This is a genomic window from Marinomonas sp. AWM4_232, from assembly GCF_056158325.1.
In genome coordinates this window covers 913,136-937,901 of sequence record NZ_JBSWTA010000001.1, presented here as the reverse complement: position 1 = coordinate 937,901, position 24,766 = coordinate 913,136, and the positions used below count along the sequence as shown (strand labels likewise).

Genomic DNA, 24,766 nt, shown 5'->3' with positions numbered 1-24,766 from the left:
TCTTTCACACGGCAAGAAAACCACGAAGCAGTTGCGCAAAGATTACAGAATTGACGTTCTGTGGCATCATAGCCCGTCAAATACAAAGGAACTTTTTGGTGTATGCATACTCCATTAATCAAATTGTTTAGCATTGCTTTTATCTTGGCGGGTTTGGTCGCCTTCAGCTGGTTCTCCGTCGATAACGTTGCTTCTTCAGATGCCATACATTGTGACGTGAATACAGGGATGTGCGATGAAATCGCTGGCATTAAGCTAACGTTTGAATCTGCGATTGTTGCAAATAAGCCCATGCTGGTTCGCTTTCGTTTACCTGAAAATGCGCAGCAGCAAGTGCCGTATTTCAATGCGGCATTGACCGGACAAGAAATGTATATGGGGATAACCCAAACTCAATTAACACGAGTTGCGCAAACAAACCTTTATCAAGGTGAGCTGCGTATACCGGTTTGCACTACCTCAGCGATGTCTTGGCAATTAGCGATCTCAGTGCCTGATGCGGACGTTGAGCCACTACATTATCAATTTACACTCATGCAACCTTAGGATTTCGTCATGAAGCTAAAACCCATAGTGCTGTTTGCTATGTTGGCCATTCTGGCTGTTGTGGGAACCTTATTGGCTTTCCAAAAAAGCAATGACTCCAACCCAACGCCAGGGAAAATAGGTGGGGACTTTACTTTGTCTTCGGCAACGGGAGCTGCTTCCTTAAGTGATTACGAAGGCAAACTTAAACTGCTGTTTTTTGGCTACACACACTGTCCAGATGTTTGCCCACTCACCTTGGCCAACGTCAAAGTTGGTCTAAAGCAACTACCTGAAGAGCTGAAACAACAGGTTCAAGTAGTATTCGTCAGTGTTGACCCTGAGCGTGACACGCCAGATCACCTAGAAGAATACGTCCACTTCTTTGATCCAAGCTTTGTTGGTCTAACAGGCACAAAAGAAGAGGTTGACCGAGTTGTACGTCAATATGGCGCGTTTTACCGTATTGAAAAAGGTGATGCGAAAAACTACACCGTCAGCCACAGTGCGCGTCTATACGTAATCGGCAAAGATAACGAGATTAAGCAATACCTTTACCACGACTCAAAATCTGAAGAAATCGCCGAAGCCATTAAAAAGCAGCTTCTATAGGGCAAGTCTATTTCCCGCGGAAACCGCGGTCCTACGATTTGTTAAAGCCGAGCTCTGTAGGACTGCGCTGCGCGCAGGAACAAGCTTTTGCTGGCACGGAAAGCCTATTTCCCGCGGAAACCGCGGTCCAATGATTTGTTAAAGCCGAGCTTTGTAGGACTGCGCTGCGCGCAGGAACAAGCTTTTGCTGGCACAGAAAAGCCTATTTCCCGCGGAAACCGCGGTCCTACGATTTGTTAAAGCCGAGCTCTGTAGGATTGCGCTGCGCGCAGGAACAAGCTTTTGTTAGCACGGAAAGTCTATTTCCCGCGGAAACCGCGATCCTACGATTTGTTAAAGCCGAGCTTTGTAGGACTGCGCTGCGCGCAGGAACAAGCTTTTGTTAGCACGGAAAGCCTATTTCCCGCGGAAACCGCGGTCCTACGATTTGTCAAAACTGAGTTCTGTAGGACTGCGCGGCGCGCAGGAACAAGTTTTTGCCGGCACGGAAAGTCTATTTCCCGCGGAAACCGCGGTCCTACGATTTGTTAAAACTGAGCTCTGTAGGACTGCGCTGCGCGCAGGAACACGCTTTTGCTGGCACGGAAAGTCTATTTCCCGCGGAAACCGCGGTCCTACAGTAGAAATAAAAATGGCCGCATTTTGCGGCCATTTTTGTAGAAAGCTGAAAGCTTAAAGGCGCATTTCAATACCCGCAGCTTGCATGGTTTCCTTCGCTTCTTGGATCGAGTATTCACCAAAGTGGAAGATACTGGCGGCCAAAACTGCATCCGCTTTACCTTCAGTCACACCGTCAACCAAGTGTTGTAGGTTACCTACGCCACCAGAGGCAATCACAGGTACATGAACCGCTTCGCTGATCGCGCGTGTCACACCAAGGTCAAAGCCATTTTTAGTGCCGTCACGGTCCATGCTGGTTAGCAAGATTTCACCTGCGCCCAGATCAACCATTTTCTTAGCCCATTCAACGGCGTCTAGGCCCGTTGGCTTACGGCCACCGTGGGTAAAGATTTCCCATTTATCTGGCTCACCTTCTGCGCTCACTTTCTTAGCGTCGATCGCCACAACGATACATTGTGAACCGAAGCGTTCTGCCGCTTCGCGAACAAACTCAGGGTTAAATACCGCAGCGGTATTGATGCCCACTTTGTCTGCGCCAGCATTTAGCATACGACGAATGTCTTCACAGGTACGGATACCACCGCCTACAGTTAGTGGAATAAATACTTCAGCAGCGATGGCTTCTACCATGTGTACCGTTGTTTCGCGGTCATCAGAGCTTGCGGTGATGTCCAAGAATGTGATCTCGTCAGCGCCTTGTTCGTTGTAGCGCTTAGCAACCTCAACAGGGTCACCTGCGTCACGGATATCAACGAATTGAACACCTTTTACAACGCGGCCATTGTCCACGTCTAGGCACGGAATAATACGTTTAGCTAATCCCATTGTTATTTCCTATCTAGTGGACTAAGGCTTGCCATCCCAGTGGATGAAATTTTTGTACAGTTGCAAACCGTCTTTGTGGCTCTTCTCAGGGTGGAATTGCACGGCAAATACGTTATCGCGCGCCAATGCCACACAGAAATCATGGCCGTAGTGACATGTGCCTGCTACTTCGTCTTTGTTGCCTGCAACCACATAGTAGCTGTGTACAAAGTAGAAGCGCGCGCCGCTTTCGATGCCTTCCCAAAGAGGGTGGTTCATCGTTTGTGTCACTTGGTTCCAACCCATGTGCGGTACTTTCAGTTTCGTACCGTCCATGTCTTTATGACTGTTGCCAAAGAACAGAGCATTGCCATCAAAATGGTTTAAACAATCCACGCCGCCGTTTTCTTCACTGTGTGCCATCAAGGATTGAATGCCAACACAGATCGCCATAAAGGGCTTTTCTGCCATGGCTTTTTGAATTGCTGGCACGAGACCTTGTGCTTTCATTTCAGCGATACAGTCACGAATCGCACCAACGCCAGGTAGCAAAACACGGTCAGCCGCATCAATGACAGCTGGGTCGCTGGTGACAACGATCTCAGTATTTTCATCTGCTACATGCTCAAGGGCTTTGGCAACAGAGTGAAGGTTGCCCATGCCATAATCGATCACAGCAACAATAGACTTTGTTTGTGTACTCATGAGTAGGTGGATCCTATTACAAGCAGCCTTTAGTCGATGGCATTTGGCCTGCCATACGCTCGTCTTGTTCTAATGCCATGCGCAAAGCACGACCGAACGCTTTGAAGATAGTTTCTGCTTGGTGGTGAGTATTTTTTCCGCGCAGGTTATCTAAGTGTAAAGTTACCTTTGCATGGTTAATGAAACCGTGGAAAAACTCTGAAAATAGATCAACGTCGAAACCGCCAACAGAGGCACGCGTGAACGGTACGTGCATTTCAAGACCTGGACGACCAGAGAAGTCGATTACTACGCGTGAAAGGGCTTCGTCTAATGGAACGTAAGCATGGCCGTAACGGCGGATGCCTTTCTTATCGCCCACTGCTTTATCAAATGCTTGACCAAGTGTGATACCTAAGTCTTCAACCGTATGGTGCGCGTCGATATGTAGGTCGCCAACAGCATGAATATCAAGGTCTATAAGGCCATGACGAGCAACTTGATCCAGCATGTGATCAAGAAAAGGAACGCCAGTTTCGCAGTTAAATTTACCTGTGCCATCAAGGTTCACAGTGACTTTAATTTGCGTTTCAAGCGTATTGCGTTCGACGGTTGCAATCCGGTTGGACATGTAGGGAACTCTCCGCTTTTTAAATCAGGTTTTCAACCCAGTGAATGTGATTTGAACGCTATTATAAAACGTGCACGGCTTTGCTTCTATGCTTTTCCTACCTATTAGGTGGATCGAAAAAGACAATTAAGATGCTATGATTTGAAAAGTCCTCTAATTCTCGATTACCAAGGGTGGGAATCAATATGGTTTGGGTTAAGCGTTTAGGTTTGTTGCTGGCGGCGCTCGTAGTACTGATCGTAGCGGCCATTATCTATGTACTGGTATTTATCGATCCAAATCAGTTCAAAGATGAACTGAAGACAATCGCCAAAGATAAAGCCAATGTGACATTACGGATGGATGGTGATATTGATTGGTCGATCTATCCGCGAGTAGGTCTGAGTCTTGAGAATTTTGGTGTCGCACTAGGTAATGACCCTGAATTAATGAGCTTTTCTAAAGCAGAATTTGGTGTTCAGTTAGTGCCTCTCTTTCAACAGAAAATTGAAGTAGACACGGTACGCCTTGAAAACCTCACCGCTAACCTAAAAGTTGACAAAAACGGCCATCCAAATTGGCAAGTGGAAACTGCTGGAACCAGTACCGCAGACGTTTCAACTGACACGACCACTGACAGCAGTGGCGATAGTGGCTTTACCATGCCTGAGATTGCTCTGGATGAACTGGCTTTGGTGAATGCACACATCATCTACGAAGATGAACGTACCGGCATGCGCTCTGATGTGGTGTCGAATGTGACCTTTAAAAATGTACGCTTGGACGAGTCTTGGCCAATGGAGTTGGATGCTAAAATCACGCAGTCCAACTTGGATGGCTCTAATCCTTTGACGGCAGAAGTCGATTTCGGTGCAGACTTCACTCTTTTCGCAGAGCGCCAAAGTGTCTCATTGGCCAATCTAGCGCTTAACGGCTCTGTCAGTGGCGCAACGTTGCCCGTATCGCCATTGGATATGAAACTGAATGTGGCGCAACTGGATTTTGATTTGCCTCAAGAAAACGCGTCCATTGAAGGGCTGGCAATCAATACACTGGGTATGAATATTACAGGGCAAGTGAATGCTTACCAAGTGCTCAGCGCTCCAGAGTTTAATGCAGTGGTGGATGTGGAGCAGTTTTCACCAAAAGCAGTGCTGTCGAAGTTAAAGATTGCGCTACCTGAAATGGCTGACGATTCCGTGCTTGAAAAAGCCAGTTTAAATATTGTTGCAGAAGGCACTGCACAACGAATCAAGGCGCAGCCAATCTCCATTATGTTTGATGACACTGCCATAGAAGCCAATGCGTTAGTGAATCTTGATCCACTTAATTGGGACATTGCCATTGCGGGTAAAAACTTAGATGTAGACCGCTATTTACCACCAGCTAAAGACGCTGAGCAAAATGCAGAAGAAGCCACTGCGCCAGCGGACGCGTCGCCTGGCACTGAGCAAGATCTGATTCCAGTGGAATTGATACGCTCATTAAACGGTCATATTGGTGTGGCGTTTGATAACATCAAAATAAAAAATCTACAGTTAGACAAACTGGAGCTGGATTCTACCCAAGCCAATGGTAAAGTACGCGTCGCGCCAGCCCAAGTGAGTCTTTATGATGGTCAAGCGACTGTGCAAGCCCTGTTAGATGTAACGGGGAAAACGCCTCGCATTAACGTGTCACCTAGCATTGATAGCGTGCAAATTCTGCCGCTGCTTAATGACTTTATGGCACTTGAGAAAATACGTGGTGCGACCAATCTAAGTGGTGATCTGACGACTAAAGGTAATCGTACTGATGACCTGATCAGCAACTTGAATGGCGACTTGTTAGTGAACATTGCTGACGGTGCTTTGATCGGTACTAACTACACCCAGATGGTATGTAAAGGCATTGCGTTGGCTCGTACTGAATCTTTGAATGACGACTCATTCCAAGACGATACGCCTTTTGAAACCATGCGTATCCCAGCGAAAATCGTCAATGGTCAAGTGTCGACACCAGGACTCACCATGCAGTCGCTGACCCTAGGAGTGACGGGCGATGGTACTATCTCTCTACCAACAAACAGTCTGAAGTACGAAACGTACGTGGCGCTGGTTGGCAGTGGTCTGGATGAAAGCTGTGCTGTGAGTGAAAGCATCGCCAACGTTAAATTCCCGATTGTCTGTGAGGGCAACTATTTAGAGGATGCAGCGGGTCTTTGTCGACCTGATGTGAAAGGCTTTGTTAAAGCGTTTGCTGCAGAAGATATCGCTAAAGCGAAAGCCAAACTTGAGGCCGAAAAAGCTCGCGCTCAAGAAAAGCTGGATGCGGAAAAAGCTCGTGCTCAAGAAAAACTGGACGCTGAAAAAGCGCGTGCCCAAGAGAAGCTTGACGCAGAAAAAGCTCGTTTAGAGGAGAAAAAGCAGGAAGCAAAACAAGAGCTTGAGGATAAGCTAAAGAACAAACTTAATAACTTTTTTAATTAACGGTAGTCGATGATTCCGAAACACAACTTTGCGCCAAGAGTGCTGGGATGGTTTGACCAGCACGGGCGCAAGCACCTTCCTTGGCAACAAAATAAAACCCCATACCGTGTCTGGATTTCTGAAATCATGCTTCAGCAAACCCAAGTCACCACAGTGATTCCCTATTACGAGCGTTTTATGGAATCTTTCCCTGATGTATACGCGTTGGCTAAAGCGCCTCAAGACGAAGTACTTTCTCATTGGAGCGGGCTTGGCTACTACGCCCGCGCCCGTAACATGCACAAAGCGGCGCAAAAGTTAGTGGACGATTGGCAAGGTGAGTTTCCCATAACTCAAGAGGGTGTGTGTGAACTTCCAGGTATCGGTCGTTCAACCGCAGCGGCGATCTTATCGATTTCTCGAAACGAGTCATTGGCTATTTTAGATGGCAACGTAAAGCGTGTATTGGCGCGTTATCATGCGGTGCCCACTTGGCCTGGCGAGCGTAAAACGGAAGCTGCCATGTGGGAACTGGCCGAGCATTACATGCCCGTTGATCGTTGCGGTGAGTATACTCAAGCGATGATGGACTTGGGAGCGACGCTTTGTACTCGCTCTAAACCCCGTTGTGGTGAATGTCCCCTGCAGGAAGATTGTGATGGCTTGGCAACTGGCGTGCCCACAGACTTCCCGAAATCTAAACCTAAGAAAGCCGCGAAGCCTGTAAAAACGACCCAAATGTTGGTGTTATTGGCAGATGACCAAGTATTACTTGAGAAGCGCCCCGCTACTGGTATTTGGGGGGGGTTATGGAGCCTGCCGGAAGTCGCTCAGGACGAAGACATTATTCAAGCAGCGGAACAGCGGCTCAAGGTAAGCGTGCAGGATGTCATCAGTCTGTCATCGTTCCGTCATACCTTTAGCCATTATCACTTAGATATTGTGCCATCAGAGCTTTGGGTAACTGCTTCTAGCACCATTCAGGAGCAAGGTAAGTACCAGTGGTTCTCCCGTGCTCAAGCTTTGGCGCTTGGGCTGCCTGCACCCGTGAGAACGATATTGGAGACTTACCAAAGTATGCGCCAGTTAATTTAGTTTAACTTGACTCAATTCAAATTAAATTTAATAGAGACATCAAAACGACCATGTTTTTCAGCGTATTTTGGAAATTCTTTTTGCTTGGTTGCACCAGCTTTGGTGGGCCAGCAGCGCATATTGGTTATTTTCGAAAAGAGTTTGTCGAGCACCTAGGTTGGGCAACTGAGACGGAATACGCCCAGTGGGTGGCGCTGAGTCAGATTATGCCAGGGCCAGGTTCCAGCCAAGTCGGTTTTGCCATGGGTTATCACCGAGGTGGTATTTTGGGTGCCGTGGCGGCATTTGTTGGCTTTACCTTACCTTCCGTTGTCTTGATGTGCTTATTTGCCGCACTGGGCAGCCAATTTGCCGATGGTGTGGTGTTTCAAGGGATATTGGCCGCATTAAAACTGATGGCAGTCGTTGTGATTTTAGATGCCATTTGGGGCATGGGGCGTTCGTTTTGTCAAAGCTACCGTACTCGCCTAGTCGCTTTGCTTAGTATGGTATTTATCTTACTTTGGCCTTTTGGCTTGAGTGGTTTACTGCTGGTATTACTAGCGGGAGCTGTGGGGGCTGTTTGGCTTGCTGATACGCCGACCAAAACTTTCTCTGGGCCAGTGTCTCGGCATATTGCTTATGTGAGTTTAGGGCTCTTTGTTGCTCTGTTCGTTATGGCTGCATTGATAAACGGTAACGGCGGCGCAGCGCTTATGGCGCAGCTATTCCAAGCTGGAAGTCTTGTGTTTGGTGGTGGTCATGTGGTGTTGCCCTTGATGTCAGAGCAACTGGCCAACTTTGTCTCAACCACTCATCTGTTAACAGCTTACTCCGCTGCACAGGCCGTACCGGGGCCAATGTTTACCTTGGCAACTTATATTGGAGCGATACTCGCCCCTGAAGGTGGCTTGGTACTGTGGGGGCTGCTGGCAACCTTGGCGATTTTCTTACCGGGCTTATTGCTCATGTTAGTAGGTCAGCATTTTTGGCAGCGAGTAGGGCATTATCCACAGGTGCAAGGTGCCGTGAACGCGATCAATGCTGCCGTTGTGGGACTATTAGCTGCGACATTAATTTTCCCAATCTTGCCTGCTAGTGTGACTGGGATCTGGCAGGCTGTCATCGTTCTACTTGCGTTCGCATGGCTCCGAGTAAAACAACCCGCTATTTGGCAAGTGGTTATTGTCTTTGTTGTAGGCGGCATGGTTAGCGCATTGTTCTAGCCGCTTGAAATCTGTAAGGTTAGCGCCATTAACCTAGTAATAGAATCAGCTGTTAAACGAATGAGAGAGTGGCATGGCGAATACCGTATTTTGTAAAAAGTATCAGAAAGAGTTAGAGGGTCTAGAGCGTGCGCCGCTTCCAGGTGCTAAAGGTCAAGAGATCTTGGCGCATGTTTCAAAACAAGCTTGGCTTGAGTGGCAAGCTCTGCAAACCATGATCATCAATGAAAAACACCTAAACTTGATGCAACCGGATACGCGTAAATATTTGCTAGAGCAGATGGATAAATTCTTCAACAACGAACCGACTGATCGTTTGCAGGGTTATGTAGACCCGAACGATATCCAAGAGCTTTAATAGAAAAATCCGCATCGTACGAGCAGGTTGTACCCGCGATAAAAAAAGCTTTCCTCCCCGATACAATCGGGTCGTATCCGCGATAAAAAAAGCTTTCCTCCCCGATACAATCGGGTCGTACGAGCGGGTTGTACCCGCGATAAAAAGGGCTTTCCTCCCCGATACAATCGGGTCGTACGAGCGGGTTGTACCCGCGATAAAAAGGGCTTTCCTCCCCGATAGAATCGTGTCGTACGAGCGGGTTGTACCCGCGATAAAAAGCGCTTTCATCCCCGATAGAATCGAGTCGTACGAGCGAGTTGCACCCGCGATAAAAAAAGCTTTCATCCCCGATACAATCGAGTCGTACGAGCGGGTTGCACCCGCGATAAAAAAGCTTTCATCTCCGATAAAATCGGGTCGTACGAGCGGGTTGCACCCGCGATATACAGAACTTTCATCCCCGATAGAATCGGGTCGTACGAGCGGGTTGTACCCGCGATAAAAAGAACTTTCATCCCCGATGGAATCGGGTCGTACGAGCGGGTTGTACCTGCAATAAAAAGAGCTTCTATCCCCCGATGGGATGGGGTCGTACGAGCGGGTTGTACCCGCGATATAAAGAACTTTCATCCCCGATACAATCGAATCGTACGAGCGGGTTGCACCCGCGATAAAAAAGCTTTCCTCCCCGATACAATCGGGTCGTACGAGCGGGTTGCACCCGCGACTGAAAATCTACTTATTGTGTTACAAAGCTCGAAAACAGCACGTCAATCACTGGCTCAGCGCCAGTTTCTTCTTTAAGTACTTCATTGATCGCCACTTTGGCTTGCTCACGCGTTTCTTCTCTGGCAATGGCGCCAGTGACTTGGTCTTTGGTGCGTGCACTGAGATACATAACTAAAGCATCACGCACAAGCGGCATGTTCGCGAGAATAACTCCTTCACGGGCACTGTCAGTACGTAGGCTGATTTTGGTCTTGATGTAATGTAAGCGTGATCCTGAAGCGTTGTAGTTGACAATAAAGTCTGGTGTTAGCTCAATATAGCTTGGCATCACAGGTGCCGCTTCGTCTTCAGCTAACGCAGGCTGCGTCATGAAAGCCAACAGACATGCCAGTGCGGCCAGCAACGGTCTTAGTCCTAATTTCGTGATGTGCTTCATAGTTCCTCTCTCGAATTCACAGCATTAGTCAGTATACTACCCCTCATCTTATTTATATGGCAGTAGTACAAGGCACTTTCTGACGATTTTACTGTCTAGCTTGGAACTGTTCACTGTTAAGCATTAATAAAAGGATATTTTCACTATGGTTGCGTTCTTATCAGCACGCCGTTTTCATGGTTTGATAGCATTTGTTGCGTTCGCGTTGTTAGGCGTCGCGTTTTATATGGAATATCAAATGGGTTTAGAGCCTTGCCCACTGTGTATGTTCCAGCGTATCGCTTTTTTTGCTGTTGGGGTTGTGTCTTTTATATCAGCCTTACGAGACAGTATTTCGTGGCATAAGAAACTGGCTTGGCCGATCGTCGTGTTATCTTTATTTGGTGCAGGTTTGGCGATTCGTCATTTGTACTTACAAAGTCTTCCTACAGAAGAGCTTCCCGCCTGTTTGCCAGGCTTGAGTTACATGTTCGAAGTGTTTCCATGGCAAGAGATCCTTGAAGCAATGTTAATGGGAACGGGCGAGTGTGGAGATGTGGTGTGGACTTTCTTGGGTCTGAGCATCCCAGGTTGGACGTTAGTGGCTTTTGTCGGTATGGCGCTGGCCAATCTTTGGGTTGCACTCAAAGCAAAATGATTTTAGCGGCTCAATGATCTTAGTTACACAACACTAGAGATTGTTAACAAAACGCGTCAGAGTGTCTCTTGCAGGGGCATGTAGATCGGAATATGCTAAAAACTCATTAGAACGAACGACAAAAGCTAGGTTTCAGGGAGCGAAGAGGCGACTCATCTCGCCTCGTAGGCCACCACAATAAGAACGTAGTGAGGAGACAAGTCATGTTAGAACGTTGCAAGACTGCGCAAGAAAGATGGGGTGGTGTCCATGAGATCATCGACCGTTGGCTACAGCACAGAAAAGCACTCGTAGAGACATTTGTTAGCCTGCGTGACATTGGCGAGTACACCCCGACGGATACGCCAAAAGTGTTGGTGTTTTGTGAAATGCTGGTGGACTATGTCTCCACTGGGCATTTTGAGGTATACGAGCAGTTAGCACTTGAAGCGAAAGAGTTTCACGATGACTCCGCGTTGCAGTGTCTGCACAAGCTGATGCCTGAAATTACGGCTAACACCAGTATCGTGCTAGAATTCAATGACAAATACGACACGAAAGAGCACTGCAATAAGCATCTTGTTGACTTGCCTTTTGCTCTTCAAGCCCTAGGTGTTTTGATGGATGAACGATTTGCTTACGAGAATCAACTTATTGAGGAACTGCACGAAGCGCATAGTGAGCAAAGCGCTTAGTCGATGGACTCTAGCGGGACTTTGTGCCTCGTTACTGGTGGCGTGTTCCGCAGATGAACCAGTTAAAACCAGTGCCATGGCGGTGCAAGGTTTATACTCAGCGGCGCTGAGTGATAATGGCGCAAGTGCTCTGGTTGGCTCCATCCAACATGGCGGCAGTTATTGGAAAAACACCCCTTCACAGCGGGTCTACAACTGGAATCATAGCGCAGGACAAGCCACCCCATTAATCAGTGTCGATATCGATCCAAGTGGTGATTTTGCCGCCACCGGTGGTGATCGCACCATGGTACTTTGGAGTACTGTGACGGGCCAATCGGTTGGCTTTTGGAACACTCCGGGTTCGATCAAATCCCTCAAACTTACTCGAAATGGCGATTTTGCACTGGTCGGAATGGACGATCAAACTGCTCGCTATTTTGATATCAAAAACGGCGGCGTGCGTCATGTACTTCGCACCGGAGCTATTGTGCGTTCGGTAGATGTTACCCCCGATGGACGTTACGCTTTAACTGGTGACGACCTTTACCAAGTGATTCTGTGGGACTTAACGACTGGCGAAGCCCGTCAGCGATGGCAGTTAGATAACAACGTGGCTACGGTGAAATTATCCGATGATGGCGCGTACGTGTTTGCCGCGGCGCAATTGGGTGATGCCAAAGTTTGGTCTGGTTTGACCGGAGCGGAGGTCAGTACCGTTGACACAGGGGCACTTCAGTCCCGTAATGTGACCATCAGTCAGGCGGTGTTTTCCGCCTCCAATAGACAGTTGTTACTTGGTCAGCAAAACCGTCGTGTGAATCTTGTTAATGTTGCTACTGGTGATGTCCTGCGTTCTTGGGATCTGTATTTAAAAGATACTTTGCGTCCAACGGGCTCAGCGGTCTTGGCGTTAGCATTTGGTACTGGCAACACCTACTACGCTGTTGGTAGTAATGGCTATTTAAACGTCTTCCAATAATTTCAGGACAATCCCAAGGATCGAATGTGAATAACGTATCCATGAGCGTACAACGCTGGGGGGCTATTGCCGCAGGGCAAGCATTGTTATCGGTTGCCGCTGGCGCGTTTGGTGCCCACGGACTGAAGGCCATGGTGTCAGAACAGGCACTACAGTGGTGGCAAACGGCTTGTCAGTATTTGATGTATCATAGTCTTGCGAGCCTCTTTGTAGTCGTATTAATGGTTGTTGGTCTACGCTGTTTCTGGGCTGTTCGTTTGTTTGCCTTGGGTAATGCTTTATTCGCAGGCTCCCTGATGGTGATGACTTTAACCGACATGCGTGTTTTAGGTGCCATCACTCCGATCGGTGGCCTGATGTATTTGCTAGGTTGGGCCGTATTGATAAAAAGCTTTCTTAGCTGGAATAAGAAAGTGGTGAATTAACAGACATTCTTTTTCGATTTTAGTACTATACGCGCCTTAAATTTGAACTCGAGATTGGCAATTTCATGCAAGACGAACAACAACCGACAAACCCTGAAATCAAAAAGCGAACCATTCGAAGCTTTGTGGTCCGTGGTGGACGCATGACCGAAGGTCAGCAACGCGCATACGATGCAAACTGGAAGACCTATGGTTTGGAAGCAGACCAAGGCCGAATTGATTACCAAGAAGTGTTTGGTCGCGAGTCGGATGTCGTGATTGAAGTTGGTTTTGGCATGGGCGCATCACTGGTTGAAATGGCGAAGAACGCTCCAGAGAAAGACTTCATTGGTATTGAAGTGCACCCACCTGGTGTTGCGAAACTAATGATGCTGGCAGCGGAAGCGGGAATCCAAAACATTCGTGTCTACTGTCACGATGCTATCGAAGTTATGGCGGATTGCTTACCACAAGGCCAAGCTGCGACTTTCCAATTGTTCTTCCCTGATCCATGGCACAAGAAGAAGCACAATAAACGCCGTATTGTTCAGCCAGTGTTTGCACAACAAGTAGCGAACGTATTAAAAGTGGGTGGTGTTTTCCACATGGCAACAGATTGGGAACCGTATGCAGAATACATGATGGAAGTGATGGAGGCCCAAACTCAGTATGAGAATACTGCGGGCAAAAATACTTACCATCCCCGTCCAGAATGGCGTCCATTGACCAAGTTCGAACAGCGTGGTGAGCGCCTAGGTCACGGCGTGTGGGATTTGATTTATTCTAAGCTTGCTTAAGCGCAGAGTAGGCAGGCTAAAAAGCCAAATAATAAAAAACCGACGTTAGTAATAATACTGCGTCGGTTTTTTATTTGGTCATACTTTATTTAGCGATAGAAAGTATGACCTTTCTAGCAATGCTAAAATTATTTGATTTCAGCAGATTCGCGAGAATTGCCAGCATCAAAGTACTCTTGGAAGGCTTTTGGTGTGCGGCCACGACCACTCCACTCGATTGTTTCGCCGTTCCATTCGATACGGTATTTAGGCTTAACAGTTTTGCCTTTTGTTGGATTAGAGCGAGTGCCACTTAGTGAAGCGATTTCGTCGATCGTAAGACCACTTTCTTCGATCATTTTAGCGATTTGAGCCGCTTGGCGTGCTTTCTCTTCGATTTCAGCCTGACGTGCTTGCTCGTCTTCCTGCATTTTCACTAAAGCATTGTTCAAACCTTCGATCAGGTTTTCTAATTGTGCAATGTTAAGTTCTTTGGCTGCGGCACGTGCTTTGGCTTTGTTTCCAGCTAGCTCTGCTAATAAACTCATGGTTTCCCCTATTAATCTGAAACGCATTTGAAATACGAACACAGAACAGAAGTCCATCCAAAACTGTGTTTTGCATTGATAATATAAAAAGGTAAGCTTTAACTCCTACTTACCAATTAAAGTAAGGATAGCATTAAATACGCTATTCATAGCAACTTGTATCACAATTTTAATTAAAAATCCTTAATACACGAATACTCTTAAATATTTGAGTAAATAATATGATGAAAACAGAAAGTACTATTTTAAATACCCTATCTAAAGAGTATTCAATCTCATCTAATACTGCACAAAAAATTGTCGCCTTATTTGAAGAAGGGGCAACGGTGCCCTTCGTCGCTCGTTATCGAAAAGAAGTAACGGGTGGAATGTTAGATGAAACATTACGCAGTTTTTATGATCGTTTACGCTATTTAGAAGAACTGGAAAAGCGCCGTCATAGCATTATCGATTCATTAAAAGGTCACCCTGACGCTTCGCCTTCTGTATTGAGTGCACTACAGAATGCGGCCACAAAAAGTGAGTTAGAAGATCTCTATGCACCTTTTAAGAAGTCACGTAAAACCAAAGCTGATATAGCTGAAGAAAAAGGGCTGTTTCCATTCGCTGTATGTCTATGGCAGGAAGGGCAAGCACAGGTAGAGAAACAGTTTCAGCGTTTTCAGGCAGGCTTTAAAGCCGCAATGAGTCTTGCTGAGGCGTTAGAGGGGGCTGGCGACATTATTCTTGAGCGGCTGGCTCGAAATGTCATGACTTTGCAGCAAGGTAAAACCTTAGTCAGAAAAGACGGGCAGCTTTTAAGTAAGGTTATGCGAGGAAAAAAAGAAGCGGGAGAAAAGTTTCAAGACTACTTTGATTTTGCTGAACCGATTAAAAAATGTCCGCCTCATCGTTTGTTAGCGCTTTTTCGTGGAAAAAAAGAAAGCATTTTAAAACTGTCTATCGAGCTTGAAGAGGGCATGCCTTATCAATTAAGTGCTCCAATATATCTAACGCCTTTTGGGTTTCCAGAGTTAGAAGAACGAACACCCAGCAAAGAAAAGCAAGCCTGGTTAGCGAAAGCTTGGCAAGAGAAAATCTTACCTAAGATTGAAAGTGATCTATTAAATGAGCTGAAAGAGTTTGCCGAAGTAGGAGCCATTGATGTTTTTCAATCCAATCTAAAAGATTTGCTTATGGCCGCACCGGCTGGAGCAAAGCGTACGATTGGATTAGATCCAGGTTTTCGTAATGGGGTTAAATGGGCGGCAATTGATGAACAGGGAGCATTATTAGAGTTCGGTGTAGTGTATCCACATGCACCACAAAATAAACGTAATGAAGCCATCGCCATATTATCAAAAGTAATTAAAAAGCATGGGATCGAATGGTTAGTTATTGGCAATGGCACCGCTTCGCGGGAAACCGAAGCCTTGGCAAAGCAGATGATTTCAGAGCAACAGTTGGCTTGTCGCTCGGTCATTGTTTCTGAAGCCGGCGCTTCTGTGTACTCGGCATCGTCTGTCGCGATTCAAGAATTCCCAGATCTGGATGTCACCATTCGTGGCGCGATCTCCATTGCCCGTCGTTTTCAAGACCCCCTTGCGGAGCTGGTTAAAATCGACCCCCAAGCCATTGGGGTAGGGCAATATCAGCATGATGTTAAAGCCAATCGCCTTAGCGAAGCTCTGGGCGCAGTGGTTGAAGATTGTGTGAACGCAGTGGGCGTGGATGTGAACTTAGCGTCAGTATCCCTTCTTACCTATGTATCGGGCTTAACGGAGCGATTAGCGCAAAATATCATCGCTTTACGTGAGCAATTAGGAGGCTTCACCAACCGCAGTCAGCTGAAGAAAGTAAAAGGTATCGGTGATAAAGCGTTCGAGCAATGTGCCGGCTTTTTACGAATTCGTGGTGGTAACGAAGCACTAGATGCCTCGGCGGTGCACCCTGAATCCTACGACCTAGTCAAAAGCCTAGCCGCAAAAGTGAACAAAGAGATCTCCTCTTTAATTGGCAATCCAGCTGCCTTGAGTCAACTCAGCACTGCGTCTGTTGCAACCGAACAAAACGCTTTTACAGTGAAAGACATCTTACAGGAGCTTGCTAAGCCAGGCCGCGATCCTCGACCAGAGTTCAAATATGCCCGGTTTGATGACACCGTTGAAAAGATCGAAGACCTTCAGCCAGACATGATCCTTGAAGGCGTCGTCACCAACGTTGCAGCCTTCGGCGCATTCGTCGACATTGGCGTACACCAAGATGGCTTAATACACATCTCACAACTCGCCGACCGCTTCGTCAAAGACCCACGAGAAGAAGTACGCGTAGGCGAAGTCGTCAAAGTCAAAGTCCTAGAAGTCGACGCCAAACGCAAACGCATCGGGTTAAAACGAATTTCGTAGCACAGCCTTGTAGGACCTCGCTGCGCGAGGGAACAGCATCGCATTCCCAAACCAAATCCCGCGGAAACCGCGGTCCTACAATGACGGGTTATTTATGGGCGCTGCACTGCGCGCAGGATTGTTGTAATAGCTCAACAAACAAGCGTGTGGCGGGGCCTGTGCGCTCGCCTTTACCGAAAATAGCGTACATATGAAAATTACGTTCACCGCCTGACTCTAATGTTAGACGTTTGAGGCGACCATTTTCTAAATCCTGCATAAGATCGGCTTTCGGCAGCCAAGCGAAGCCGATCCCTGATGCAACCACTTCCAAGGCCGATTGTACGCTGGAAACGGTCCAACGACGATCGGCCCCGAGCCAACCTTCGTCCCGTGAACTGCTGCCAGAGTCACGGATAACCACTTGCAACTCTTGTTTAAGGCGCTCGTTGCTAATCGGACCCGCTTCACGACAAAGCACATGATTCGACGCGGCTACCGCAATCATCTCTACATCCACTATCGGGTCGGCTAAGTAACCTTTCGGTACGATGCCGCTAAGTACAAGGTCAGGCGAGCCTTCTGCCAATACTTCGACAGTACCACTTAACACCTCTTCGCGCAGTTGTACTAAAGTGCCTTGGCTTTGCGGTTCAAACGCTTTCAATGCGCGCAATAATGCTGGCGTCGGGAAGGCTTCATCTACTACCAACTCAATCTCAGGCTCCCAACCTTGACCAAGGGTGTGCGCTAGCTCCTCAAGATCAATGGCTTCTTGAAGTAGATGCCGAGATCGCCTTAGTAATACTTCGCCACGTTCTGTTAACTTGGCTTTACGCCCATCAATGGTAAGCAACGGGTAGCCTAACTGCTCCTGAAGCTTAGCCACAGTGTAGCTGATCGATGATTGGCTTTTATGAAGGGCTTCCGCTGCTTGCGCAAAGCCACCTTTATCTACCACAGCCTGTAAAACACGCCATTGTTCCAGTGTCACTCTTGGAGCTTTCATAAACCTTGATCCTTAGAAAGTTGCCTTAAGTATGGCTCGATTGATCACATAATTCGATATTTATCGTCGAAAAGTTACGCTTTTTTATCGAAAAATCTGGTTTTAATATAGCTTCATCGAATGAATTTGAAGTCCCCTTCAAGCAAATATTAGGAGCATTATCATGGCAACATTACTACGAATCGATTCAAGCGCGTCAGGTGAACAGTCTAAATCACGTCAACTAGCGGATGCGTTTGTCGCGCAGTGGCTAGCGAAAAATCCAGAAGGTACAGTCGTGACACGCGATGTAAACGCTAACCCACTACCACACTTCACAAGTGAAACATTGGGTGCATTGTTCACGCCAGAAGAAGATCGTACCGCTGAACAAAAAGCGATCGTTGCAATCGGCGACGAATTGATCGAAGAGCTAGAGGCAGCTGATGTGGTAGCCATCAGCGCACCGATCTACAACTTCAGCATTCCATCAACACTGAAGTCTTACTTTGACTACGTTGCACGTGCAGGACGCACATTCAAATACACAGAAACCGGCCCAGTTGGTTTGCTAAACAAAGACGCGTATGTATTCTCTGCAAGCGGCAGCTTCCTAGAAAACACACCATACGACCACCAACTTCCGTACGTTAAAACGTTCTTGAACTTCATTGGTTTGACAGTGAAAGATGCATTCGTAGCAGGCGGTCAAGCGCTAGGTGCTGACGGCGAAAAAGCCTTCGCCGATGCCAAAGAGAAAATCGCAGCAGCGGTATAAATTCTCCAACACTAGATTCCCTGTACGAGGGGGTTGTACCCCCGACTGCAAGCGCAGCCCATACCTTGTACGAGGGGGTTGTACCCCCCGACTGCAAGCGCAGCCATACCCTGTACGAGGTGGTTGTACCTCCGATTGCAAGAGCAGCTCATACCTGTACGAGGGGGTTGTACCCCCGACTGCAAGCGCAGCTTGCTAAGCATCAGTACAAGCAGCTATCGCTGCATCGCGGGTGCAACCCGCTCGTGCAAATGTCCATCAGAGATATTCGCAGTCCCAATGTGGATAGTCAGCCACATGACTGACTATCCCAGCTCTTTTAGGGTTAGCAATAATATATCGCGCAACATCAATCAACTCCTCTTCAGCACGCAAGCCCCTATCATAATACCCAGTATTCCAAGCGACGCATGGTTCTGTATTTTTCATAATATGGCGTTTTACTGAAGAGACTAGTTGATCAGGTGTCTTACCAATCGCTTGAACAAGCCAATGAATATGATCAGGCATAATGACAAACGCCGAAGTTTTAGACCATTTATGTTCATCGCAAAACCTTAACGCATTGACCGCCACCCTGGCAGCATTGAATTGGGTAAAAAACGGTTCCCGGTTTCGAGTTGAAAACACAAGGTGGTAATACAAACCTACCTCATAAACACGGCCTCTTCGCAGTGCTGAATAGCCTTTATCACTAAACATAACGCATCCTCCCTGATGCCTTGTACGAGGGGGTTGTACCCCCGATTGCAAGCGCAACTCATACCCTGTACGAGGGGGTTGTACCCCCGACTGCAAGCGCAGCCCATACCTTGTACGAGGGGGTTGTACCCCCGACTGCAAGCGCAGCCCATACCCTGTACGAGGGGATTTTACCCCCCGACTGCAAGCGCAGCTTGCTAAGTATAAGTGCAAGCGGCCACCGCCGCATCGCGGGTGCAACCCGCTCGTACAATTTCATCGGAAAATCTCAAGCGGCCACCGCCGCATCGCGGGTGCAACCCGCTCGTACAATTCTATCGGATAATCTCAGGCGGCTATCGCCGCATCGCGGGTGCAACCCGCTCGTACAATTCCATCGGATAATCTCAAGCGGCCACCGCCGCATCGCGGGTGCAACCCGCTCGTACAATTCCATCGGATAATCTCAAGCGGCTATCGCCGCATCGCGGGTGCAACCCGCTCGTACAATTCCATCGGATAATCTCAAGCGGCCACCGCCGCATCGCGGGTGCAACCCGCTCGTACAATTCCATCGGATAATCTCAGTCGGCTATCGCTGCATCGCGGGTGCAACCCGCTCGTACAATTCCATCGGATAATCTCAGTCGGCTATCGCTGCATCGCGGGTGCAACCCGCTCGTACAATTCTACCGGAAAATCTCAAGCGGCCACCGCTGCATCGCGGGTGCAACCCGCTCGTACAATTCTATCGGATAATCTCAAGCAGCTATCGCTGCATCGCGGGTGCAACCCGCTCGTACAATTCTATCGGATAATCTCAAGCGGCTATCGCCGCATCGTGGGTGCAATCTGCTCGTACAGTCTCAGCGTATAATCTCACCAACCTCTGGGCATTGCGTTTGCAGGGCCTGGGCTAAGGCTTGTTTTGCTTCATATTCCCCATGGACTAGGTGGATTTTACTTGGCGGGTAACGCATGTGTGACACGAAATGCACTAAGTCCGTTTGACCTGCATGGGCGGAGTAGCCGCCGATCTGCCAAATCTGTGCGTGAATCGGATAGCGCTCACCATCCAGTAGCACATAGCCATTGTCCTTTTGGTGATAGGTCAATATCTCACGCCCTGGCGTACCCTGAGCCTGGTAGCCAACGAAAATCACGTCATTGCGTTGATCCCCTAACAAGGCTTTTAAGTAATTGACAATCCGCCCAACGACACACATGCCTGATGCGGCGATTACGACGGCAGGACGTTTCTGTTTCGCTAAATAAGCTACGGTTTGTTCATGCAATGCATGGCTGTCGATGGTGGTCAGTTGCTCAAAATTTAATGGATGACGACCACACTTAACTCGTTTAATGGCTTCCTTGTCCCAATAAGGCTTTAAATCCCGATAGACTTCCGTAAATTGGCTCGCCAGAGGGGAGTCAATGATGATATCGATATCTTGCCAAGATAATGCTTGCTTGGTTGCCGTATGGCTTACCGTTTGCTCGGCATGGTCATGGATGATGCTTTCTATTTCATAAAGTAGCTCTTGGGTTCGCCCGATAGAAAATGCGGGGATCAATACCACGCCACCGTCTGCTAAGGCCTTTTCCATAGAAGCTTGCAGCCGTTGGCGACGATGATGGCGGTCCTCGTGGTCTTTGTCTCCATAAGTGCTTTCCAGTACTAATTGATCCGCTTTATAAGGTGACTTAGGCGCAGCGAGCAGAGGCGCATACGGAGCGCCTAAATCACCAGAAAAGACCACGTCCCAACTTTTGCCTGTTTGCTCAGGCTCTAAACGAAAGGTCGCGTAAGCCGAGCCTAATATATGTCCAGCGGGAGACAGTTTGACGTGACATCGATGTGAAGGTGTTGAGAGCGGTAGTTCAAACCAAGCTTGATAATCCAAAGGCACAATTTGCGCAGCAAGACGATCTAGGCAAGCATCGACAATCTGTCGATTGCGAGTGACACCTACTTTTAATGCATTCTCGATCACAAGAGGCAGTAACTTGGCACTGGGTTGAGAGCAAATAATCGGCCCATTAAACCCCGCTGCGAATAAATAAGGAATGCGTCCCACATGGTCAATATGAACATGGGTCACAATCAACGCTTGAACGTTTCGGATATCAAATTCAATCTCTAATTGAGCTGACGATGCGCCGCGATCAGAAGCTTCGGCTCCTTGAAACAAACCACAGTCTACTAGCACGCTGTTGTCATCATTGATGATCAGCTCGTGACAAGAACCTGTTACGCCATCCTTTGCGCCATGATGTTTTATCTCATACATATCACATCCTTATGTGATCAACTACCAAAGGCAAAAGCCTAGCATAGGCGTATCTACCATTAGACTGATGTATGACATGAAATATAAGCTAAAAAATATTAACTTGTCATTTTTTTTGTGACAAAACAAATTGCGACAAACCTGAACAAAAGGTCTAATACCGCATAATTTAGAATCATATATAAAGATTGGGATAAAAGATGATGGCACAGGATATTGTGATCCTTGCGGCGGGCAAGGGAAGTCGAATGAAATCAGCCTTTTCGAAGGTTTTACATAAAGTTGGTGGTATGGCGATGATTCGTCGCGTACTAGCGACAGCGTCAACATTAAACAACGCTCAATTACACTTAGTCGTCGGTCATCAAGGTGAACAAGTTGAACAGGCTTGTCAGGATTTTTCAGCCAATATTGTGTGGCAAAATAACCCACAAGGTACGGGTGATGCTCTGCGTCGTGCAGCTCCTTCCCTGAGCGATCAAGGCAGCACCTTAACACTGTACGGCGATGTGCCGCTGATCCAAGGTGCGACGCTAGAGCGGATGTTATCGCTTTCAAATGATAATACTTTAGTGCTACTGACGATTAAGTTAGATAACCCAACAGGCTATGGTCGTATCGTTCGTAATGAGCAAGGCGCTGTAACGGCCATCGTTGAGCAAAAAGATGCGAATCCTGAGCAGCTGCTGATCAACGAAGTCAACACCGGTATCTTGTTAGCGCCAAATGGCAAGCTTAAAGGCTGGCTCGGCGCGTTAACCAATGACAACGCGCAACAGGAATACTACCTAACGGATATCATTGCCATGGCGGCAGAGCAGGGCGTCAAAATCGTAACCGTTCACCCAGATCATGAATGGGAAGTGACGGGCGTGAATGACAGAGTACAGCTGGCTGCTCTGGAACGTGTTTGGCAGCAACAGCAAGCGGAAGCGTTAATGCGCAATGGTGCCACCCTAATGGACCCAAGTCGCATCGATATCCGTGGTGAATTGACCACAGGGCAAGATTGCATCATTGATGTGAACTGTGTTTTTGAAGGTCAAGTCAGCTTAGGGGCTAACGTTGAAATCGGCCCTAACTGCGTATTGAAAAATTGTGCCGTAGCAGACAACACTGTCATCAAAGCCAACACCATGATCGAAGACAGTGAAGTGGGTACAGCCTGCGACCTAGGGCCGTTTGCACGTCTACGCCCAGGCACCGTACTGTTGAACCATGCCAAAATCGGGAACTTCGTTGAAACCAAGAAAGCATTGATTGGCGAAGGCAGCAAAGTGAACCATCTAAGTTATGTTGGTGACACCCAAATGGGCGCTGGTGTAAACGTTGGTGCGGGTACTATTACCTGTAACTACGATGGCGTGAATAAGTTTCAAACCATTATCGGCGATGGCGTGTTCGTTGGTTCTAACTCAGCCCTTGTTGCCCCTGTTGAGATCCAGTCAGGTGCCACCATTGCTGCGGGCTCAACCATAACCAAAACCGTTGCCGAGAACCAACTCGCCTTTGGCCGAGCTAAACAAATCAACAAAGACGGATGGCCCCGTCCAACGAAACGGTAAGCACTCTTTTGTAGGAGCTCGGTTCCCGAGCGAACAAAGCAAGCGAACAAAACAAACAACTTGTAGGAGCTCGGTCCCCGAGCGAAAAACAGCGAATAAAATGAGCCGATGACACATTCCGGCCCAGGAGCTCCTACTCAACATATTAAAGGACACTATTATGTGTGGAATCGTCGGCGCGATTGCTCAACGCAACGTAGCAAAAATCTTACTAGAGGGCCTGTCACGCTTAGAATACCGTGGCTATGACTCTTCAGGTGTAGCGATCAACAACGAAACAGGTGTACGCGCACACCGTGCCGTGGGCAAGGTGCAAGCACTTAAAGATAAATTCGAAGCCATGCCGCTTGATGGCAAGCTTGGTATTGCCCACACTCGCTGGGCGACCCACGGCAAACCAACAGAAGTAAACGCTCACCCACATTTCTCGGGTGATGATCTGGCGCTGGTTCACAACGGCATCATCGAGAACCATGAAGTACTTCGTCGTGAGCTGATCGAGTTAGGCTACGAGTTTCGCTCCCAGACAGACACCGAAGTCATTGTTCACCTTATTCATAACGCATTAAAAACAGAGCCTGATTTTCTTCAAGCGGTTAAAAATGCCTTGAAACGTCTGCACGGTGCCTTTGCCATCGCGGTGACGTTAAACGATGAAAATGAGCGTCTAATTGCTGCCCGTAAAGGCAGCCCACTAGTGGTAGGTGTCGGTATTGAGGAAAACTTTGTTGCGTCCGATCAGCTAGCCTTACTGCACGTTACTGACCAATTTATCTTCTTAGAAGAGGGGGATGTGGTCGAGCTGACTCGTGATGCAGTAACGATCTTTGATGCGAACGACACCGTGCAAGAGCGCCCAATCAGTGTCTTCAACCACAATGTTGATGCGACCGATAAAGGTGAATTTCGCCACTACATGCTCAAAGAAATCTACGAGCAGCCTAAAGTCATCGCAGCATGCTTAGAAGGCCGTATCAGCGAAGAGCGTGTCTTAACCAGCTGCTTTGGTGCCGATTCAGCGTTTCTAAAAGACATTGAAAACATCCATATCGTGGCGTGTGGTACCAGTTACCACGCGGGCATGGTGGCGAAATACTGGATCGAAGGCTTGGCTAACATTCCTTGTAGCGTAGAAGTGGCGAGCGAATACCGTTACCGCAAAGTAGCCGTACCCAAAAGCACGCTGTTCCTAACGCTGTCTCAGTCCGGTGAAACCGCCGATACCTTAGCGGCTCTGCGTATGGCAAAAGAGCTGAACTACCTAACCACGTTGGCGATCTGTAATGTACCATCTTCGACATTGGTGCGTGAGTCGGATCTTACCTTGTTGACCAATGCGGGCGCAGAAATCGGTGTCGCATCCACCAAAGCGTTCACTACACAATTAACCGCGTTATTGATCACCTCCATCGCGATTGCTTCTGAAAAAGGCGTGTTAAATGATCGCAAGCAAGTAGAGCTGGTGCAAGCATTGCGCTCACTGCCTGCCTACGTCGATGCTGCGATCAAGCAAGATGATGCCATCAAAGTGGTGTCAGAGCAGTTCGCCAACAAGCACAATGCCTTATTCCTAGGTCGTGGCCCAATGTTTCCAATTGCCCTAGAAGGCGCGCTTAAGCTAAAAGAAATCAGTTATATCCACGCCGAAGCCTACCCTGCCGGGGAGTTAAAACATGGCCCGCTAGCACTGGTAGACGAAGACATGCCAATCATCACCATGGTGCCCCACAATGATATGTTGGATAAATTAAAATCTAACCTACAAGAAGTGGCTGCTCGTGGCGGTGAGCTGTTTGTATTTGCCGATCGCGATACGGAACTGCAAAGCGAAAACTCGGTCACATTTACAGAAGTGCCAAAGGTTGACGAAATTCTTGAGCCGATCGTACATACCATTCCTTTACAGCTGTTGTCTTACCATGTCGCAGTGGTAAAGGGTACCGACGTCGACCAGCCTCGTAACTTGGCTAAAAGTGTAACGGTGGAATGATG

Annotated in this window: 23 protein-coding genes; 15 read left to right on the top strand and 8 right to left on the bottom strand. The window is 47.9% G+C overall.

All coding sequences use genetic code 11. From position 1 onward, the window contains the following. Positions 1–102 precede the first annotated feature (102 nt). On the top strand, positions 103–546 hold the full coding sequence (locus ACXAC1_RS04405) for a hypothetical protein (protein WP_475059227.1): 444 nt from the start codon (positions 103–105) through the stop codon (positions 544–546). A 9-nt stretch (positions 547–555) separates the two neighbouring features. Continuing rightward, complete coding sequence (locus tag ACXAC1_RS04400; protein WP_475059224.1) at positions 556–1,137, top strand: SCO family protein; 582 nt, start codon at positions 556–558, stop codon at positions 1,135–1,137. A 672-nt stretch (positions 1,138–1,809) separates the two neighbouring features. On the opposite strand, the gene hisF is transcribed toward ACXAC1_RS04400, so the two are convergent. The 3 genes from hisF to hisB are packed head-to-tail and all read right to left on the bottom strand — an operon-like array spanning position 1,810 to position 3,877. Next, positions 1,810–2,583, bottom strand: a complete 774-nt coding sequence (gene hisF, locus ACXAC1_RS04395; protein WP_067212746.1) for an imidazole glycerol phosphate synthase subunit HisF — start codon at positions 2,581–2,583, stop codon at positions 1,810–1,812. Between the two features lie 21 nt (positions 2,584–2,604). Further along, positions 2,605–3,267, bottom strand: a complete 663-nt coding sequence (gene hisH / locus ACXAC1_RS04390) for an imidazole glycerol phosphate synthase subunit HisH (RefSeq protein WP_475059221.1) — start codon at positions 3,265–3,267, stop codon at positions 2,605–2,607. Between the two features lie 16 nt (positions 3,268–3,283). Beyond that, positions 3,284–3,877, bottom strand: coding sequence for an imidazoleglycerol-phosphate dehydratase HisB (hisB, locus tag ACXAC1_RS04385; RefSeq protein WP_133562067.1), 594 nt, complete (start codon positions 3,875–3,877; stop codon positions 3,284–3,286). 185 nt (positions 3,878–4,062) lie between these two features. Here hisB and ACXAC1_RS04380 point away from each other — a divergent pair, with 185 nt between their 5' ends. From ACXAC1_RS04380 to ACXAC1_RS04365, 4 genes are all read left to right on the top strand, one after another. After that, complete coding sequence (locus tag ACXAC1_RS04380; RefSeq protein WP_475059218.1) at positions 4,063–6,324, top strand: AsmA family protein; 2,262 nt, start codon at positions 4,063–4,065, stop codon at positions 6,322–6,324. 9 nt (positions 6,325–6,333) lie between these two features. Further along, the gene (gene mutY, locus ACXAC1_RS04375) at positions 6,334–7,398 is read left to right on the top strand and encodes an A/G-specific adenine glycosylase (RefSeq protein ID WP_475059215.1); all 1,065 of its coding nucleotides are present in this window, start codon (positions 6,334–6,336) and stop codon (positions 7,396–7,398) included. 50 nt (positions 7,399–7,448) lie between these two features. Next, a complete protein-coding gene (gene chrA, locus ACXAC1_RS04370; protein ID WP_475059212.1) occupies positions 7,449–8,603 on the top strand; it encodes a chromate efflux transporter in 1,155 nt (384 codons plus the stop codon). A gap of 73 nt (positions 8,604–8,676) precedes the next feature. Continuing rightward, the gene (locus tag ACXAC1_RS04365; RefSeq protein WP_228191368.1) at positions 8,677–8,961 is read left to right on the top strand and encodes an oxidative damage protection protein; all 285 of its coding nucleotides are present in this window, start codon (positions 8,677–8,679) and stop codon (positions 8,959–8,961) included. A 721-nt stretch (positions 8,962–9,682) separates the two neighbouring features. Here the strand turns inward: ACXAC1_RS04365 and ACXAC1_RS04360 are convergent. After that, the gene (locus ACXAC1_RS04360; protein ID WP_475059210.1) at positions 9,683–10,108 is read right to left on the bottom strand and encodes a flagellar basal body-associated FliL family protein; all 426 of its coding nucleotides are present in this window, start codon (positions 10,106–10,108) and stop codon (positions 9,683–9,685) included. Between the two features lie 145 nt (positions 10,109–10,253). Between ACXAC1_RS04360 and ACXAC1_RS04355 the strand changes: the two genes are divergently transcribed. The 5 genes from ACXAC1_RS04355 (at position 10,254) to trmB (ending at position 13,581) form a co-directional block, all read left to right on the top strand. Then, positions 10,254–10,745, top strand: a complete 492-nt coding sequence (locus ACXAC1_RS04355; RefSeq protein ID WP_475059207.1) for a disulfide bond formation protein B — start codon at positions 10,254–10,256, stop codon at positions 10,743–10,745. A gap of 203 nt (positions 10,746–10,948) precedes the next feature. Then, entirely contained in the window at positions 10,949–11,419 is a 471-nt protein-coding gene (gene rsd, locus ACXAC1_RS04350) for a sigma D regulator (RefSeq protein ID WP_475059204.1), read from the top strand. Further along, positions 11,403–12,380 (top strand): WD40 repeat domain-containing protein, encoded by a 978-nt coding sequence (locus ACXAC1_RS04345; protein ID WP_475059202.1) that lies wholly within the window; start codon positions 11,403–11,405, stop codon positions 12,378–12,380. The genes rsd and ACXAC1_RS04345 overlap by 17 nt, the downstream gene beginning before the upstream one ends. A 26-nt stretch (positions 12,381–12,406) precedes the next feature. Further along, positions 12,407–12,805, top strand: a complete 399-nt coding sequence (locus ACXAC1_RS04340; RefSeq protein WP_475059199.1) for a DUF423 domain-containing protein — start codon at positions 12,407–12,409, stop codon at positions 12,803–12,805. A gap of 65 nt (positions 12,806–12,870) precedes the next feature. Beyond that, a complete protein-coding gene (trmB, locus tag ACXAC1_RS04335; protein ID WP_475059196.1) occupies positions 12,871–13,581 on the top strand; it encodes a tRNA (guanosine(46)-N7)-methyltransferase TrmB in 711 nt (236 codons plus the stop codon). 128 nt (positions 13,582–13,709) lie between these two features. Here the strand turns inward: trmB and ACXAC1_RS04330 are convergent, their stop codons facing one another. Then, entirely contained in the window at positions 13,710–14,108 is a 399-nt protein-coding gene (locus ACXAC1_RS04330; protein ID WP_475059193.1) for an H-NS histone family protein, read from the bottom strand. A 221-nt stretch (positions 14,109–14,329) separates the two neighbouring features. Here ACXAC1_RS04330 and ACXAC1_RS04325 point away from each other — a divergent pair, with 221 nt between their 5' ends. Further along, positions 14,330–16,492, top strand: a complete 2,163-nt coding sequence (locus ACXAC1_RS04325; protein WP_475059191.1) for a Tex family protein — start codon at positions 14,330–14,332, stop codon at positions 16,490–16,492. 88 nt (positions 16,493–16,580) lie between these two features. Here the strand turns inward: ACXAC1_RS04325 and ACXAC1_RS04320 are convergent, their stop codons facing one another. Further along, positions 16,581–17,480 carry a LysR family transcriptional regulator gene (locus ACXAC1_RS04320; protein ID WP_475059188.1) on the bottom strand — a complete coding sequence of 300 codons (900 nt, stop codon included), beginning with the start codon at positions 17,478–17,480 and terminating at the stop codon, positions 16,581–16,583. A 163-nt stretch (positions 17,481–17,643) separates the two neighbouring features. Here ACXAC1_RS04320 and ACXAC1_RS04315 point away from each other — a divergent pair, with 163 nt between their 5' ends. Next, on the top strand, positions 17,644–18,237 hold the full coding sequence (locus ACXAC1_RS04315) for an FMN-dependent NADH-azoreductase (protein WP_475059185.1): 594 nt from the start codon (positions 17,644–17,646) through the stop codon (positions 18,235–18,237). Between the two features lie 258 nt (positions 18,238–18,495). Here the strand turns inward: ACXAC1_RS04315 and ACXAC1_RS04310 are convergent, their stop codons facing one another. Further along, on the bottom strand, positions 18,496–18,939 hold the full coding sequence (locus ACXAC1_RS04310) for an REP-associated tyrosine transposase (RefSeq protein WP_475059183.1): 444 nt from the start codon (positions 18,937–18,939) through the stop codon (positions 18,496–18,498). 845 nt (positions 18,940–19,784) lie between these two features. Then, positions 19,785–21,209, bottom strand: coding sequence for an MBL fold metallo-hydrolase RNA specificity domain-containing protein (locus ACXAC1_RS04305; protein ID WP_475059180.1), 1,425 nt, complete (start codon positions 21,207–21,209; stop codon positions 19,785–19,787). Positions 21,210–21,412: 203 nt separating this feature from the next. On the opposite strand from ACXAC1_RS04305, the gene glmU reads away from it, so the two are divergent. After that, positions 21,413–22,774: a bifunctional UDP-N-acetylglucosamine diphosphorylase/glucosamine-1-phosphate N-acetyltransferase GlmU gene (gene glmU, locus ACXAC1_RS04300; RefSeq protein ID WP_475063776.1), complete on the top strand. Its 1,362-nt coding sequence runs from the start codon at positions 21,413–21,415 to the stop codon at positions 22,772–22,774. Between the two features lie 160 nt (positions 22,775–22,934). Next, positions 22,935–24,764: a glutamine--fructose-6-phosphate transaminase (isomerizing) gene (gene glmS / locus ACXAC1_RS04295; protein ID WP_475059177.1), complete on the top strand. Its 1,830-nt coding sequence runs from the start codon at positions 22,935–22,937 to the stop codon at positions 24,762–24,764. The last annotated feature ends 2 nt before the right edge of the window (positions 24,765–24,766 follow it).